Genomic DNA, 15,930 nt, shown 5'->3' with positions numbered 1-15,930 from the left:
AAGTCCATCTTGATGAGCCCGGCATCCTCCACCAAACTCCCCTCGTACTGCACCACAAAGAGCTCCGCATCCTTGGCTGTGGAAATCGGCGCGAATTTTTCGAGGTCGTCCTGCCCGATGATAATGCCGCAGGCATGCACCCCGGTCTGCCGCACCGACCCCTCCAGTTTTTCGGCATAGCGCAGCGTATCCCTCACCAACGGATTCTCCGACTCGCGTTCCGCCGCCAACTCCGGCACCTCCTTGTAGGCCTTTTCAAGCGTCGTCCCCGGCTTTTCCGGCACCATCTTCGACAGCCGGTCGCTCTCCTGCAACGGCAGCTTCTGCACCCGCGCCACATCTTTGATGGAAGACTTCGCCGCCATCGTCCCGAAGGTGATGATATGCGCCACCCGCTTCTGTCCGTACTTCTGCACCACATAGTGCATCACATCCTCGCGCCCGTCTTCGTCGAAGTCGATATCGATATCGGGCAGCGAAATCCGCTCCGGATTGAGGAAACGCTCGAACAGCAAGTCGTATGCGATCGGGTCGATATTGGTGATTTTCAAGCAGTACGCCACCACAGACCCCGCCGCAGAGCCACGCCCCGGCCCCACCGAAACCCCGATTTCCCTCGCCGCCCGGATAAAGTCCCACACGATCAGAAAGTAGCCCGGAAACCCCATCCACTCGATCGTCTTGAGTTCGAAATCGATCCGTTCTCTGATCGCCTCCGTCAATTTATCTCCCGAATACCGCCGTTCCGCCCCCTGCCATACGATATACCGCAGGTACAAATACTGCCGCGCCGTCAAAAGCAGCTCCGCCACCTGTTCGTCGATCGCTCCGATCTCCTGCTCCGAAGCGCAGGCATCGACGCGCGCCTGCATCGCCTGAAGCTCCTCCGGTTTATCCTTATATATCTTCCCGAGCCCCACCGCGATCGACTCCTTGAGCGGCGCCAGCTCCACCACGAAGTCGTCCGGCAAGAGGAAGTTCGGCATGTACGGCTTGTGACTCAGCGAATACTCCTCGATTTTGTCCACAATCTCCTGCGTCGTCGCGAGCGCCTCCGGATGATCCGGAAACAGGGCCGCCATCTCCTCATAACTCTTGAGGTACTCCTGCCCCGTATAGCGCATCCGCTGCGGGTCGTCCAGATCGCGCCCCGTGCTGAGACAGATCAGCCGGTCGTGCGCCTCGGCATCCTCCGCCAGAATATAGTGGACGTCGTTCGTGGCGATGTATTTGATTCCGTACTTCTCGGCCAGTTTCAACAGCACTTTATTGACCATCACCTGATGGTCGTAGACCTTCTCATCCCGTGTCGGATCGCCGGTTTTGTGGGCTTGCAACTCCAGGTAGTAGTCCTCGCCGAACAACTCCCTGAACCACCGCACCGCCTCATCGGCCCCCGCCATATCTCCCCGCATGATGAGCTGCGGAATTTCGCCCCCCAGACAGGCCGAGCAGCAGATAATCCCCTCGTGGTACTTTTCGAGCAGTTCCTTGTCGATCCGCGGATTGTAGTAGAACCCTTCCGTCCACGCATACGACACCAGTTTGATCAGATTATGGTATCCCTCCAGATTCTTGGCCAGCAGGATGAGGTGGTGCCCGCTTCTGTCCTCCTTATCGGTCTTTTCGAACCGGTTCCGCGCAGCCACGTAGACCTCGCACCCGAGAATCGGTTTGATCCCGGCCGCTTTCGCCGCCCCATGAAACTCCTTCACGCCGAACATATTCCCGTGGTCGGTGATGGCCAACGCCCCCATCCCCAGCTCTTTGGCCCGGGCGAGCAGCTTTTTGATAGCCGCAGCGCCGTCCAGAATGGAATATTGCGTATGTACATGAAGGTGAGTAAATTCCGACATTGAAAGCGATCTTTTTTCTCTTGCGAGGGGTGTTTACAAAGATAACCTTTTCCACGACGCCACAACCGAGAGGAAGAGAAAAAATCCGTTTCGGCCGGGGTAAAAAATCCGCTTTTCGCTCAGCGTCACCTCTCTGCGTTTCCTGCTTCCGTTTCGCCCCGGGCTACCGCGACGGAGGTTACAATGGCATTTACGGGGCATTGGGCGGCATCGGCGGCGAAGGCACCACCTGGTCTGCATCCACAAACAGCTCGAATGGTGTACGTTTATATTTCGATGTCATGATCCTCAATTCCAACACCTCGCATCACCGCAGTTACGGTTTTCTGTTGCGTTGCCTCTCGGAATAAATGGGCGCACTGCGTCTTTTAATGGCAGCCTCTACCCTACTTTGGTTTGACCTTGAGCGGACGGATGTTACGCATCCTCCAGTTGCCGACACCCCAAATCGCAAGACAGCCTCCACCCCACGCATCACCCAAAGTAACTGTCACCCCCACAAAAGAAACAGCCCGGAACGACCGAAGTCGCCCCGGGCAGAAAAAGGCCCTCTTCCCCAAACTATACCAGCCGCCGCACCAACTCCTCACGATCGCCATACAGATAGTCGATCAACGGAATCTCGATCATCGTATACGCCCCCGGTTTCTGGAGCAGCGACGCCCGCGCCGAACCCACCATAATCTGAGCCGTCAGCGCCGGATTGTTGATACTCATATTGAACTCGAACCGCTGATTCGGCGTACAGCCCGACACCCCCTTGCGCGTCAGGTTCACCCCATGCCCCATGTCCAGTAGCGCATCCACCGACTCCACCTGCATCACATGCGTTTCGTCGTGCACGAAATAGGGATCCGCCTTGATCGCCGCCGCCACCTTCGCAAAATCATGCCCCTCTTCGACCTCGATATAGACCATCCGGCGATGGATCCCCGTTCCCGTCGGAATCGTCATCGACAACGCCGCCCTGACCCCCTCGACCGCCTTGACCGCCACCGTGTGCCCCATGCTCATCCCCGGCCCGAAGTTCGTATAAGTCAGCCCCTTCGGCGCACACACCTCCATCAGCGCCCGCACCATCGAATCCGTCCCCGGATCCCACCCCGCCGAGAGCACCGCCACCGACCCGCTGCGCCGGGCCGCCGTGTCCAGCGCCCGCCGCGTCGAGACGATCTCCGTGTGGATATCGAAACTGTCCACCGTATTGATCCCCAAGGCCAACGCCCGTTCGGCATACGCCTGCGCACTGCGGCTCGGCGTACAGAGAATCGCCACCTGTACATCCTTCAGCGCCTCCAGCTCGCTCACCACCGGATACCCCGCCAGCTCGGCCGGCACATTCGACGCATCGCGCCGCACCACGCCTGCCACCTCGAAATCCGGCGCCGTCTGCAACGCATCCAGCACATACCGCCCGATATTTCCGTATCCGACAATCGCCGCTCTGATCTTTTTCATAGTCTGTCTGTGTGATTTTGATTTTCGTGGTGCAAAGAAAGCGAATCCGCCCCGTTTCTCCATGCTCCGAAGCGCAAAAAAAGTTATCTTTGAGTCGGACAAAACTCCCGATCCATGTCTATGATCTTCAAATTCAGGATGCTCAGCGACGAAGCCGACGACTTCGTGCGCGACTACGAAGTGCCCTACGATATGAACCTGGCCGATTTCCACACCTACGTGCGCGAATCGGTCGGTTACAGCCCGGCCGAAATGGCCTCGATCTTCACCTCGGACGCCGAGTGGGACAAACTGCGCGAATTCACCTCCGTCGATATGGGGTTAGAGGGCGAAGAGGAGGGTTTCGCCGTTCCGCTGCCGATGGAACGCGTCAGCCTGGGCCAGATCGTCCGCGAGAAGTTCGGCCGGCTGATCTATGTATTCGACATCTTCGCCGAGCGGCAATTCTTCATCGAACTGATCGAGAGCAAGTTCGCAGAAGAGGGGGTGGCGTATCCGCGGATAGCGGCCTCCGCGGGCGAACCGCCGGCCCAGCAGCAAAAGAACGATCCCGCCATATTTTCCGAACGGGACGACTTGGCCGACGACCATTCGATTTTCGACGAAGCGATGGACGAGTTCGGCGGATTCGAGGGGGACGACACTTATGACGACGAATACGCATACTAATCGTATGAGTCATACGAATCGCCTGATCGTCATCCAGGGGCCGACAGGCGTGGGCAAGAGCGCCGCCGGGGTCGTTCTGGGGCGACACTACGGCGCACCCGTCGTTTCGGCCGACTCGCGGCAGGTCTATCGGGAGATGGCGATCGGCACCGCCGTCCCTTCGCTGGCGGAACGGGAGGACGTACCGCACTACTTCATTCAAAACAAGAGCATTCACGAGCCTTTTACGGCGGGGGACTACGAGCGGGAAGCCTTGGCCTTGCTCGACAACGACCTTTTTCCGAACACGCCGGACGTTTTGCTGGTGGGCGGTTCGGGACTCTATGTGAACGCCCTGTTGGAGGGGTTCGACGACCTGCCGGAGTCCGACCCGGGTCTGCGGGCGGAACTTACGGCCATGCCGTTGGCCGTGTTGCTGGAGGAGCTGGAACGGAGCGATCCGGCCTATTATGCCGTCGTCGATCGACAGAATCCGCAGCGGGTGATCCGCGCCGTCGAGGTGTGTCGACTCAGCGGACGACCGTACTCGGCCTTACGAAGCGGGGTAGTCAAACAGAGAAATTTCACCCCTGTTAAAATAGGGATCGACCTGCCGCGCGCAGAGTTGTACGCCCGCATCGACCGGCGGGTGGAGCAGATGGTTTCGGACGGACTGGTGGCCGAAGCGGAGCGGCTGTACCCCGATCGCCATTTATCCGCCCTGCAAACTGTGGGTTATCGGGAGCTGTTCGACCATTTCGACGGCCGGTGTTCGTTGGCCGAGGCGGTGGAACTGATCCAGCGCAATACGCGCCGGTATGCCAAACGGCAATTGACCTGGCTGCGGCGCGATCCGCAGATCCGCTGGTTCGGGCCGACCGACACGGAAGCTATGACAGCGTATATCGATGGGAATCTTTAAGATATGGATTTGGGGCCGTTCGGCCTCCTCGCGCCGGAGCTCCCGCCGACCAGTCGCAACGGGAGGAACGGGAGGAACGCCGCTCCACTCGGTTCGGCGTCGATACCTGCTGTTCGGCGAGAGCTACGGCGTCGTACTGCACCGTGAAGCGACCCGCAATTCACTGAAAATCAAAGACAAAAACTTCCATCTCTCTCTCCACCCGGCCACACGCGAAAATTTCGAGGAATTTCTCCAAAACTGGTATCGCCGACAAGCCCGAAAGAGCTTTCAGGCGGCTGTCGACCGCTGGCTGCCGCTGTTCCGGGTCGCGGGATATGCCATCGCTCCGCCTCGTCTGAAAATCTTCGTCATGCGGCGGGCCTGGGGACGCTGCTACTACACGAAAGGGCTGATCACGCTGAATCTGCATCTGGTCAAGACGCCACAGGCGTGTATCGACTATATCGTGCTGCACGAGTTGTGCCACTTTGTGGTGAGCAACCACTCGCAGGCCTTTTACCGGCTGGTGGAATCCTTCCTGCCGGGGTGGCGCGAGGCGGATGCGCAGTTAAAGGCTTTCGCCCGCGAACAGCGGATTATCCGATAACCGTTCATTCCTCTTCTTCCGCCGCCCCGGGCTACCGCGCTCGGGGTACGGGTGCACTGGACTACATCGGCCACAGCGGATTCAGCCAGTCTTCGTCAGTTAATGGGAATAGCAGCATATTCTTATACTTTTACCCGCAGAACCTCCACACCAGCAATCCGGATGGCCATGCCTTCGGTTTTCAGTTGCGTTGCCTCTCGGAATAAACGCCCCAGGCCCGCGGTGGGAAAGGGGCTGGAACTACCCCTATTTACATTTTGAGTTGAATTCATGCGGTTCGAAGAACCGCGCGGGCCGAATCCTCCCCTCGCGGAGGCCCGCAACTGATGTTGCTTTTGGGCCTCGCAGGCTTCGGCCCGACAAAGCAATACTCTGATATTCACGGTCAACCGAAGCGGGGCGGACGCCCGGGAGGTGTCATCCATGGGGTAAAGGCGGCCAGCTTTCGAGTGCCGAGCGGCAACGCCCCGGGCTACCGCAACTACAGTACGGGCGCACCGAGCAGCATCGGAATTGGCTACAGCTGGTCAGCCACCCCGGTCAATCAGACCATCCATGTACGATGTCTGGATTTTACAACTCAGAATCTTACTCCCGAAAACGCTCATAACCGTGCCCACGGCATTCAGTTGCGTTGCCTCTCGGAATAAACAGTACCGAGCCGCACCCCCGGGCTACCGCGACGCAGGCAATGTCGGGCGCATGGGCGCTCTGACGCACGTCGGCAACTATGGCTCCTGTTACTCGTCTTCAATCAGCGGCAGCAAAGGAGTATACTTGGACTTCAGCGCACCGAATCTCAGAATCGGTTACGCCAGTAGCCGCGGCCACGGTATTCAGCTGCGCTGCCTCTCGGAATAAACAGTGCCGAGCGGCACTCGAACCGGGCAGCCTCTACCCCCAAAAAAAGGCTCCCCTACAACCCGCCTTTCCTCCCCTCCGCCCGGTACTTGCTCCGGATAATCTCCGCGATCGGAATATTCCGGATTTTGCTCTCCAGCCACGAAATGATGTCCAGATAGAAGAACGGCCGCCGCTCATACGGATGTTTTTCGAACGGTTTGAGACGCTCGTAGAGCCGCTCCAGCTCCCCCCGGAAATCCGACGCATACGTGTGCGGAATCCGCTTGAGGAACGTGATAATCTCATGCTGCACCGCGTGCATGTCGTTCATCTTCACCACAAAAGCATAGACACTCCGAATCTGGTACTCCAGCGAATAATCCTCCCCCGCCTCGTAGGACGCGATCAGGTGGAGAATCCGCGCGAAAACCTGCAAATCGCGCCGGAACTGCGGATTCGGGATCGAGATAATGCGATGCAGGTAACTCATGCACCGTTTATAATCCCCGTTCCCGAAATAGATGCACGCCACCTTGTAAGCCAGCAACATCCGGTGGTGTTCGTCCACATACCGTCCGTGGTCGCGCACGAAATCGTCCACCTGTTGCGCCAGCTCCATCCCCTCCGCAAAGCTCCCCTCCAGGAAATGCAGGTTGATCTTCGCCTGCAACAGACACAGGCTCGCCAGAATCGTCAGATTCTCCGTCATCGGCTTCACCTGCGCCAACTCCCCCTCGAACTTCGCGATCGCCTCCGCCATCCGGTCGTGCATCCGCGTCATGAACAACACATCCAGCAACCGCGCCACCGCCCGCACATAGAGGTCGTAATAGACCGCCCGCTGATCCGGCCGCTCGTCGAACAGCCCCACCCACCGCCGCGCATAGCGGTAACACTTCACGAAATCGTGCCGGATATAGTGGTACCACATCCGCGCCTGGTAGAGATAGAGCCGCTCGTGGAAACTCATCCCCCGGTCGTCGAACGCCTCCAGCCGCTCGCGGAAAAAATCGGTCACCATCTTCCGGTCCTTCTCGCTGCGGACATACCCCAGCTGGAGATTCAGTCCGTAGAGCTGCACCGAAAGGTTCGACAACTGGTTGATATTGGCGATCCGTTCGGCCAGCGTCCGTGCCTGATTGCTCAACTCCTCGGCCCGGCTCGTCGCGCTGCGCTGCATGAAGATCGACTCGATCCGCTTCTCGAACTCCACGATCTCCAGCGCGAGCGTAAACTTCTGCGCCTCCAGCGCCATCCGCTTGGCCCGATCCAGCATCGTCAGCGCCTGCCGGAACATGCTCTTGTCGTACAACACCCGAGCGAAATCGATCATCTCGCGAATCTCCATCACCCCCACGTGCTGGACATTCAACAGCCGGATGCTGACCAGAATCTGGCGATAGAGATAAGCCTTCATATTGGGCAGCTGCTCCTTCCGGATTCCCGTTTTTTTGAGCACCCGAGCCTCGTCGTACTCCTCCATCCCGTCCAGCGCATCGAACAACGCCATGAACTTCGCCTCCCCGTTTCCCGCCTGGCGTTGCGCATAGAGGCGGAAATTGCGTTTTTCCGCCTTGCTCATACTCCTCACCAACTCGAACACCGCCTCCTGCCTTTTACTGGTCATCATTTTTAAAGAATCATCGGTTTCCGCAAGCAAAGATACCCAAAATCCCCCCTCGCTCCACCACAAAAGAAGACCCGACACTACGCGAAAAACAAAAAAATGAATAACTTTGCGGACATTAAAAATACACGTCACACACGCGATGGCAGACCACTCCCGTTATGCAGGCCGCGGCGTCTCGTCCGGCAAGGAAGACGTCCACAAGGCGATCCGAAACATCGACAAAGGGCTCTTCGACAAAGCATTCTGCAAAGTCGTTCCCGACTATTTCACCGGCAGCGCGGAACACTGCCTGGCCATGCACGCGGACGGGGCGGGAACCAAGTCTTCGCTCGCCTACATGTACTGGCGCGAGACCGGCGACCTCGGCGTGTGGAAAGGGGTGGCACAGGACGCCGTCGTGATGAACACCGACGACCTGCTCTGCATCGGCGCCACCGACAACATCATCCTCTCCTCGACCATCGGACGGAACAAACGGCTGATTCCGGGCGAAGTCATCTCCGCCATCATCAACGGCACCGAGGAGTTTCTCCAGACTTTGCGGGACTACGGCGTGAACATCCGTTCCACCGGCGGCGAGACGGCGGACGTGGGGGATCTCGTGCGGACGATCATCGTGGACTCTACCGTGACGGCCCGGATGCGGCGCGACGACGTGATCACCAACGACCGGATTGCGCCGGGGTGCGTCATCGTCGGGCTCGCTTCTTTCGGACAGGCCAAATACGAGACCGGTTATAACGGAGGGATGGGGAGCAACGGATTGACATCGGCGCGGCATGACGTGTTCGGCAAGGCTTTGGCAGAGCGGTACCCGGAGTCTTACGACGGAGGGATACCGGCAGACTTGGTATACACCGGCTCGTTCGAGTTGACCGATCCCGTGCCGGCGGCTTACCAACGCCACGGATATACCGTGCCGGCGGATATGGACATGGGGCGCCTCGTGCTGTCGCCGACCCGAACTTATGCTCCGGTTATCACGCGCATTCTCAACGAAATAGGGCGGAAGCACATCTGCGGCATGATCCACTGCACAGGCGGGGCGCAGACCAAGATTCTGCATTTCGCCAATAACGGACTCCATATTATAAAGGACAACCTGCTGCCGGTGCCGCCACTGTTCGCCGCCATCCAGGAGCAGTCGGGAACACCGTGGGAAGAGATGTACAAAGTCTTCAACATGGGACACCGGATGGAGCTCTATGTGATGCCGGAGGTGGCAGAGACCATTATGGGCATTGCGCATGAACTGGGCATCGACGCCCAGGTGGTGGGACGGGTCGAAGCATTGGCGGATGCTGCGGCACCGGCCCGGCTCGACGTGACCGGCGCCGACGGTGCGGTTTACCGGTACGGGAAATAGCATCTCATTACAGGACAATAATCATTCAATCACCCATATGTCGAAAGTAATCAAACTACGCAAAGGCCTCGACATCAACCTCGTCGGTGCCGCCGAGCGCGTACTGACGAAAGGGGGCGACGCCCCCGGCTACGCGTTAGTGCCGAGCCACTACCGCGGCGTGACCCCGAAGTTGCTGGTCAAAGTCGGCGACAAGGTCAAAGCCGGGAGCCCGCTGTTTTTCTCCAAAGAGCACCCCGAAGTGCTCTTCACCGCTCCCGTGAGCGGCGAAGTGAGCGCCATCAACCGCGGCGAAAAGCGGAAAATCCTCAGCATCGTGGTACGGCCCGACGGCGAACGGCAGAGCGAACAATTCGACACCTGTCCGATCGGCGACCTCACCCGCGAACGGGTACGGGAGACCTTGCTGCGGGCAGGCTTCTGGCCCATGCTCGTGCAACGTCCTTTCGGCGTGATCGCCGACACCGCGGCGACCCCGAAAGCCATCTTCATCTCGGGACTCGACACCGCGCCGCTCGCGCCGGAACTCAACTTCCTCGTGCAGGATCAGGGCGAACACCTGATCGCCGGTCTCGAAGTACTCAAGAAGCTGACCGACGGAAAAGTACACCTCACCGTCGGGACGGACACCACCGCAGGCGTGCTGAGCCGGATCAAACAGGCAGAAATCCACCACATCGAAGGGCCTCACCCGGCGGGGAACGTCGGCGTACAGATCGCCCACATCGATCCGATCAATAAAGGAGACCTCGTCTGGACGGTCGAACTGCAACACGTGGCCATGATCGGACGGCTCTTTATGACCGGCACGGTGGACATGACCAAGATCGTGGCGCTGACCGGATCGGAAGTCGTGAAACCGAGATACTTCAAAGTGATCAGCGGCGCCCTGATCTCCTCGATCACCGACGGGAATCTGCGTCCTCAGGATGCCGGTGAAGAGCGCGGCGTGCGCATCATCAGCGGCAACCCGCTCACCGGCATCAAAGTCGAGCCGGATGACATCGAAGGATACCTCGGCTTCTACCACAACCAGGTCACCGTCATTCCGGAAGGGAACAAATACGAATTCCTCGGCTGGGCCATGCCCCGGATCAGCAAATTCTCCGCATCGCACAGCTACTTCTCGTGGATGTTCCCCAAGAAACGGTACAACCTCGACACCAACCTGAACGGCGGCCCGCGGGCGTTCGTGCAGACCGGCATCTACGACCGCGTGCTGCCGATGAACATCTACCCGCTCTACCTGATCAAGGCAGTCATGGCCGGCGACATCGACAAGATGGAGAACCTCGGTATCTACGAAGTTCTGGAAGAAGACCTCGCCCTGTGCGAATTCATCGACCCCTCCAAAAACGAGTGGCAGGCCACCTTGAGCCGGGGGATCGAACTGATGATCAAAGAACTCAACTAAGCCGCACACCGTATGAAAGGATTACGACACTATCTGAACAAAATAAAGCCCAACTTCGAACAGGGCGGAAAATACGGTCGGTTCGCTTCGACATTCGAAGCATTCGAATCGTTCCTCTACGTGCCGAACACCGTCACCCGGAAAGGGGCGCACATCCGCGACGCCATGGACCTCAAACGTACCATGACCGTCGTGATCATCGCCCTGCTGCCGGCCTTGCTGTTCGGGATGTTCAACATCGGATACCAGCATAACCTGGCTTTAGGACTGACGCTTTCCGACGTATCCGTATGGTCGAACTTCTGGTTCGGCTTCCTCAAAGTGCTGCCGATTATCGTAGTGGCCTATGCGGTGGGGTTGGGAATCGAATTCCTCTTCGCCGAACTGCGGCACGAAGAGGTCAACGAAGGCTTCCTCGTCAGCGGGATGCTCATTCCGATGATCATGCCGGTGGACTGTCCGCTCTGGATCGTGGCCGTGGCTACCGCATTTGCCGTCGTTGTGGGCAAAGAGATGTTCGGCGGCACCGGGATGAACATCTTCAATCCGGCTTTGTTGGCGCGGGCATTTATCTTCTTCGCCTATCCGACCGCCATTTCCGGGAACGAAGTGTGGGTCGCAGGGCTGAAAAACGCATCCGCATCGGGGATGCAGCTGGTCGACGGATATTCGGGGGCGACCCCGCTGTCGGACGCCGCAGCGGCTTTGTCCAATGGGGCGCAATCCATCGACTGGAGCATGGGGACGACGCCGATCGACTGGTTCTACGGCCTGATTCCCGGCTCGATCGGCGAGACCTCGACACTGGCCATTCTGATCGGAGCGTTTATTCTGATCTGGACAGGAGTCGGCTCGTGGCGGATCATGCTCTCCACCGTGATCGGCGGTTTGGTCATGGGAGGAATTTTCAACCTCATCGGCACGAATGTGATGATGGATATTCCGGCTTGGTACCATCTGCTTATCGGCGGTTTCGCGTTCGGTACCGTCTTTATGGCCACCGACCCGGTGACCGCAGCCCAGACCGATCGCGGGAAGTGGATCTACGGCTTTCTGATCGGTGTTCTGTGCGTGCTCACCCGCGTTCTCAACCCCGGTTATCCGGAAGGAATGATGCTCGCCATCCTCTTTATGAACGCCATGGCGCCGCTGATCGACTACTACGTCGTGCAGGGGAACATCAAACGCCGCCTGAAACGGGCCAAAGTCAACGCGTAACACCACTATTACCGAAACCATGAACAAGCAAAGCAACACATATATCGTCACCTACGCGACCATCCTCGTGGTGATCGTCGCCACGGTGCTCTCCTTTGCCGCCATCGAGCTGCAACCCATGCAGCAGGCCAACGTCAAGACCGAAAAGATGGGCGCCATTCTGAACGCCATCGGCGCAGGCGACGGAGTCGCTGCCGCGGCGGACAAGAACAGCTACGTGGCGGGAGAATTCTCCAAATACATTACCGGCGCCTTCTTCGTCGACTCCACCGGCCGCGTGAGCGAAGCACCGGTCGAAGAGGTGCTCGCCTCGTTGAACGACCTGCCCGCTGTGTTTGCGGCCAGGACAGCTATGCCGGTATTCGTCGCTACCCTATCCGGGAGCGCGAAAGAGTACGTCGTTCCGGTGACCGGGAAGGGACTCTGGGGGCCGGTTTGGGGCTATATCGCCTTGAACGAAGACTGCAACACCATCGAAGGAGCCGTCTTCGACCACAAAAGCGAGACCCCGGGGCTCGGAGCGGAAATTGCCACCAAACCTTTCCAGAACCAATTCATCGACAAACAAATCTTTAATAAAGAAGGGCTGTTCGTCTCCATCGACCTCCTGAAAGGGAAAGGCTCGTCGGCGGGGAATGCGTATGCCGTGGACGCCATTTCGGGCGGCACCTTGACCTCCAACGGCGTGAAAGCCATGCTCTTCACCTGTCTGGGCGACTACGAACCCTTCTTCCGCAGCGTGCAGACCAAAGCCGACCGGTCGATCGTACCGGTGGCCGACACCATCGCGACCGACACTTTAGCGACGGACAGCTTGACGACCGTCCCGACCGATACCCTTACGAAAGGAGGAGCCAAATAATGAGTACCCAGGAAAAAGAGCCGCTCTTTTCGGCTAAAAACATGAACGCCCTGCTCGGGCCGTTGGGCCGCAACAACCCGATTCTGGTGCAAGTCCTCGGGATTTGCTCCGCCTTGGCCGTCACGGCTAAGATGAAGCCCGCATTCGTGATGGCCTTGTCCGTGACCGTCGTGACCGCATTCTCCAACCTGATCATCTCCCTGATGCGGAAAGGGATTCCGTCGCGGATCCGGATCATCGTCCAGCTGGTTGTGGTCGCAGCCTTAGTCATCCTCGTCGATCAGGTACTGAAAGCTTTTGTTTATGATATTAGCAAGCAGCTTTCGGTCTTCGTGGGCTTGATTATCACCAACTGTATCATCATGGGGCGCCTCGAAGCGTTCGCCATGGGGAACAAACCGTGGCCCTCGTTCCTCGACGGGATCGGCAACGGCTTGGGATACGGCCTGATCCTGATTATCGTCGCCTTCTTCCGCGAACTGTTAGGGTCGGGAACCTTGTGGGGATACCAGGTGATTCCCCAGTGGTGCTATGAACACGGCTACGCCAACAACGGCCTGATGATCCTGCCCCCGATGGCCTTGATTACCGTAGGGATCATCATCTGGATCCACCGCAGTCGGAACAAAGACCTGCAGGAGAAATAAAACCAGCGAAGCCTGTTATTTCCTATCCACACTTAGAAACCAGACATGGAAAACATACTGAACATATTCGTCAAGTCGATCTTCGTCGATAACATGGTCTTCGCCTTCTTCTTCGGGATGTGCTCCTACATCGCCGTGTCGAAGACCGTCAAGACCGCTATGGGTCTGGGGCTGGCCGTGATCTTCGTGATGACCGTGACCGTGCCCGTCAACTACCTCCTCAATAAATTCGTCCTCGAACCGGGAGCCCTGACCTGGGTGAGTCCGACCCTGGCCGACCTGGATCTCAGCTTCCTGAGCTTCATCGTCTTCATTGCCGTTATCGCCTCGATCGTGCAGCTCGTGGAGATGATCGTCGAAAAATTCGCGCCGGGGCTTTACAGCTCGCTGGGGATTTTCCTCCCGCTGATTGCCGTGAACTGCGCCATTATGGGGGGTTCTCTCTTCATGCAGGAACGCGCCTACGCCAATATCGGCGAAGCCACCGCATTCGCATTCGGCTCGGGGATCGGCTGGTGGATCGCCATTATCGGCATGGCCGCCATTCGCGAGAAACTCACCTACTCCAACATTCCCAAACCGCTCAAAGGGGTCGGGATCACGTTCATTATTACCGGGTTGATGGGGATCGCCTTCATGATCTTCCTCGGCATCCAACTCTAACGCATTACAGACAGATACGATGATATCATCCACAATTCTTTCGGCAGCCGTCGTGAGTCTGACGCCGACCCTCGTCACGGCCATCATCGCCTTCACGGCGATCACGCTGATTCTGGTAGCGGTACTGCTGTTCGCCAAGAAAAAGCTGACCCCCTCGGGAAACGTCACCATCACCATCAACGGCGAAAAAGAGATCACCGCAGAGACCGGCGGATCGCTCCTGACCACCCTGGCGGAACAGAACATCTTCCTGCCTTCGGCATGCGGGGGCGGCGGATCGTGCGGCATGTGCAAATGCCAGGTCTTGGAAGGCGGCGGCGAAATTCTGCCCACCGAAGTCAACTTCTTCAGCCGCAAACAGCAACAGGAACACTGGCGCCTCGGCTGTCAGGTCAAAGTCAAAGAAAACCTGAAGATTCGGGTACCCGAATCGGTGCTGGGCGTAAAGAAATGGGAGTGCGAAGTGATCTCCAACCGGAACATCTCGACCTTCCTCAAAGAATTCGTCGTGAAACTTCCCGAAGGCGAACAGCTTAATTTCCGGAGCGGGGGGTATATCCAGATCGACGTCCCGAAATACGACGAGATCAAATTCTCGGACATGGAGATCGACGAACAGTTCCGCCCCGACTGGGACAAATTCAAAATGTGGGACCTGGTGACGAAGAATCCGGAACCGACCTTCCGGGCATACTCCATGGCCAACCACCCGGCCGAAGGGAACATCATCATGCTGAACATCCGGATCGCCACCCCGCCGTTCGACAAGGCGACGGGCGGCTTCATGAAAGTCAATCCGGGGATCTGCTCCTCGTATATCTTCAGCCGCAAACCGGGCGACAAGGTAACCATCTCGGGGCCGTACGGCGAATTCTTCCTGCCCGACAACCTGCCGGCAGATCAGGAACTGATCTTTATTGGCGGCGGGGCCGGGATGGCGCCGATGCGGAGCCATATCATGCACCTCTTCAAGACCGAAAAGACTTCGCGTCCGGTATCGTTCTGGTATGGGGCCCGGGCTTTGAAAGAGGCGCCTTACATGCCGGAATTCACCGAAATCGAACGCGACTTCCCGAACTTCTCGTTCAACCTGGCGCTCGACCGGCCCGACCCGGAAGCAGATGCCGCCGGTGTGAAATATACCCCGGGCTTCGTACACAACGTGCTGTACGAGAACTACCTCAAAAACCACGAAGATCCGGAAGGGTGTTTGTACTTGATGTGCGGGCCGCCTATGATGATTTCGGCCGTAGTGAAGATGCTCGACTCCTTGGGGGTACCGCCCGAGAATATCATGTACGACAACTTCGGCGGATAGTTTCTGATTTGAACTACAAAAAGTTGATACGCGCATTCTCTTTATCTGGAAGAGAATGCGCGTTTATTTTGTCCCATCCACGCCTATATCGATTGGTGCAAGCCGAAGCCTGTAGTGCTTGGGGTGAGGCTGCCATAGCGCAACGCAGTTTCGCCCGTCCCGCCGGTACGCCCATCGGGCGTTTTGTTAAGGTTATTTTTGTCTTACTCAGCGGAACCCGCCTGGCCGACGCATTCGCGTCGTGACGCGCGGCCATTACTATTCTTTCTTAGCCTAACCGCGCGCGACAGCTGGAAAAGGAAATCATTCAAAGCGTCTTGCGCTTTGAATAAGATTTCCGCCAGCGCGCGGACAAAGAACGGGGGTAGAGGCTGCCCATTCCGAGTGCCGGGAGGCACCGCCCGCCCGGCGTAAGGGCAGTACCCTCCCGTAGCCAAAGACGCGCGCCACGCCTAAAGGAGCGATTCAACTATTTCGGCGGTAGCCGAATATAGAT

General features: G+C 58.1%; 15 protein-coding genes. 12 read left to right on the top strand and 3 right to left on the bottom strand.

The window, feature by feature from the left end; genetic code table 11:
- Positions 1 to 1,856, bottom strand: a 1,856-nt coding sequence (locus Q9S52_RS09000) for a PHP domain-containing protein (protein WP_304708876.1), incomplete at its 3' end; no start/stop codon positions are given.
- 200 nt (positions 1,857 to 2,056) lie between these two features.
- Here Q9S52_RS09000 and Q9S52_RS08995 point away from each other — a divergent pair.
- Positions 2,057 to 2,206 (top strand): hypothetical protein, encoded by a 150-nt coding sequence (locus Q9S52_RS08995; protein ID WP_294593884.1) that lies wholly within the window; start codon positions 2,057 to 2,059, stop codon positions 2,204 to 2,206.
- A gap of 211 nt (positions 2,207 to 2,417) precedes the next feature.
- On the opposite strand, the gene Q9S52_RS08990 is transcribed toward Q9S52_RS08995, so the two are convergent.
- Complete coding sequence (locus tag Q9S52_RS08990) at positions 2,418 to 3,314, bottom strand: diaminopimelate dehydrogenase (protein WP_304708875.1); 897 nt, start codon at positions 3,312 to 3,314, stop codon at positions 2,418 to 2,420.
- Positions 3,315 to 3,434: 120 nt separating this feature from the next.
- Between Q9S52_RS08990 and Q9S52_RS08985 the strand changes: the two genes are divergently transcribed.
- The 4 genes from Q9S52_RS08985 (at position 3,435) to Q9S52_RS08970 (ending at position 6,123) form a co-directional block, all read left to right on the top strand.
- Positions 3,435 to 3,983, top strand: a complete 549-nt coding sequence (locus Q9S52_RS08985; protein WP_370649005.1) for a hypothetical protein — start codon at positions 3,435 to 3,437, stop codon at positions 3,981 to 3,983.
- 4 nt (positions 3,984 to 3,987) lie between these two features.
- Complete coding sequence (gene miaA, locus Q9S52_RS08980; RefSeq protein ID WP_304708873.1) at positions 3,988 to 4,884, top strand: tRNA (adenosine(37)-N6)-dimethylallyltransferase MiaA; 897 nt, start codon at positions 3,988 to 3,990, stop codon at positions 4,882 to 4,884.
- Entirely contained in the window at positions 4,871 to 5,473 is a 603-nt protein-coding gene (locus Q9S52_RS08975) for a M48 family metallopeptidase (RefSeq protein ID WP_304708872.1), read from the top strand. Before miaA ends, Q9S52_RS08975 begins: the two co-directional genes overlap by 14 nt.
- Before the next feature lie 449 nt (positions 5,474 to 5,922).
- Complete coding sequence (locus tag Q9S52_RS08970) at positions 5,923 to 6,123, top strand: hypothetical protein (protein WP_304708871.1); 201 nt, start codon at positions 5,923 to 5,925, stop codon at positions 6,121 to 6,123.
- A gap of 266 nt (positions 6,124 to 6,389) precedes the next feature.
- On the opposite strand, the gene Q9S52_RS08965 is transcribed toward Q9S52_RS08970, so the two are convergent.
- Complete coding sequence (locus Q9S52_RS08965) at positions 6,390 to 7,946, bottom strand: hypothetical protein (protein WP_304708870.1); 1,557 nt, start codon at positions 7,944 to 7,946, stop codon at positions 6,390 to 6,392.
- Between the two features lie 139 nt (positions 7,947 to 8,085).
- Here Q9S52_RS08965 and Q9S52_RS08960 point away from each other — a divergent pair, with 139 nt between their 5' ends.
- From Q9S52_RS08960 to nqrF, 7 genes are read left to right on the top strand one after another with little or no spacing between them, the layout of a single operon-like run.
- Positions 8,086 to 9,312, top strand: a complete 1,227-nt coding sequence (locus tag Q9S52_RS08960) for an AIR synthase related protein (RefSeq protein ID WP_297831091.1) — start codon at positions 8,086 to 8,088, stop codon at positions 9,310 to 9,312.
- A gap of 37 nt (positions 9,313 to 9,349) precedes the next feature.
- Positions 9,350 to 10,726 carry a Na(+)-translocating NADH-quinone reductase subunit A gene (locus Q9S52_RS08955; protein ID WP_294593245.1) on the top strand — a complete coding sequence of 459 codons (1,377 nt, stop codon included), beginning with the start codon at positions 9,350 to 9,352 and terminating at the stop codon, positions 10,724 to 10,726.
- Between the two features lie 12 nt (positions 10,727 to 10,738).
- Positions 10,739 to 11,944 (top strand): NADH:ubiquinone reductase (Na(+)-transporting) subunit B, encoded by a 1,206-nt coding sequence (locus Q9S52_RS08950; RefSeq protein WP_297831088.1) that lies wholly within the window; start codon positions 10,739 to 10,741, stop codon positions 11,942 to 11,944.
- A gap of 19 nt (positions 11,945 to 11,963) precedes the next feature.
- Complete coding sequence (gene nqrC / locus Q9S52_RS08945) at positions 11,964 to 12,806, top strand: NADH:ubiquinone reductase (Na(+)-transporting) subunit C (protein WP_304708869.1); 843 nt, start codon at positions 11,964 to 11,966, stop codon at positions 12,804 to 12,806.
- Entirely contained in the window at positions 12,806 to 13,453 is a 648-nt protein-coding gene (locus Q9S52_RS08940; protein ID WP_294593253.1) for an NADH:ubiquinone reductase (Na(+)-transporting) subunit D, read from the top strand. The genes nqrC and Q9S52_RS08940 overlap by 1 nt, the downstream gene beginning before the upstream one ends.
- A 45-nt stretch (positions 13,454 to 13,498) precedes the next feature.
- On the top strand, positions 13,499 to 14,116 hold the full coding sequence (gene nqrE, locus Q9S52_RS08935) for an NADH:ubiquinone reductase (Na(+)-transporting) subunit E (RefSeq protein WP_304708868.1): 618 nt from the start codon (positions 13,499 to 13,501) through the stop codon (positions 14,114 to 14,116).
- 19 nt (positions 14,117 to 14,135) lie between these two features.
- Entirely contained in the window at positions 14,136 to 15,434 is a 1,299-nt protein-coding gene (gene nqrF / locus Q9S52_RS08930) for an NADH:ubiquinone reductase (Na(+)-transporting) subunit F (RefSeq protein WP_370649004.1), read from the top strand.
- Positions 15,435 to 15,930 lie beyond the last annotated feature (496 nt).

This window comes from uncultured Rikenella sp., from assembly GCF_948810725.1.
In the GTDB taxonomy this organism is placed as follows: domain Bacteria; phylum Bacteroidota; class Bacteroidia; order Bacteroidales; family Rikenellaceae; genus Rikenella.
The sequence above is the reverse complement of the archived record's forward strand: the minus strand, read 5'-3'. Positions and strand labels throughout refer to the sequence as shown.

Coding starts and splice junctions, on each gene's coding strand:
- Q9S52_RS08990 (WP_304708875.1), bottom strand. CDS start 3,314: ATGAAAAAGATCAGAGCGGCGATTGTCGGATACGGAAATATCGGGCGG.
- Q9S52_RS08985 (WP_370649005.1), top strand. CDS start 3,435: ATGATCTTCAAATTCAGGATGCTCAGCGACGAAGCCGACGACTTCGTG.
- miaA (WP_304708873.1), top strand. CDS start 3,988: ATGAGTCATACGAATCGCCTGATCGTCATCCAGGGGCCGACAGGCGTG.
- Q9S52_RS08975 (WP_304708872.1), top strand. CDS start 4,871: ATGGGAATCTTTAAGATATGGATTTGGGGCCGTTCGGCCTCCTCGCGC.
- Q9S52_RS08965 (WP_304708870.1), bottom strand. CDS start 7,946: ATGATGACCAGTAAAAGGCAGGAGGCGGTGTTCGAGTTGGTGAGGAGT.
- Q9S52_RS08960 (WP_297831091.1), top strand. CDS start 8,086: ATGGCAGACCACTCCCGTTATGCAGGCCGCGGCGTCTCGTCCGGCAAG.
- Q9S52_RS08955 (WP_294593245.1), top strand. CDS start 9,350: ATGTCGAAAGTAATCAAACTACGCAAAGGCCTCGACATCAACCTCGTC.
- Q9S52_RS08950 (WP_297831088.1), top strand. CDS start 10,739: ATGAAAGGATTACGACACTATCTGAACAAAATAAAGCCCAACTTCGAA.
- nqrC (WP_304708869.1), top strand. CDS start 11,964: ATGAACAAGCAAAGCAACACATATATCGTCACCTACGCGACCATCCTC.
- Q9S52_RS08940 (WP_294593253.1), top strand. CDS start 12,806: ATGAGTACCCAGGAAAAAGAGCCGCTCTTTTCGGCTAAAAACATGAAC.
- nqrE (WP_304708868.1), top strand. CDS start 13,499: ATGGAAAACATACTGAACATATTCGTCAAGTCGATCTTCGTCGATAAC.
- nqrF (WP_370649004.1), top strand. CDS start 14,136: ATGATATCATCCACAATTCTTTCGGCAGCCGTCGTGAGTCTGACGCCG.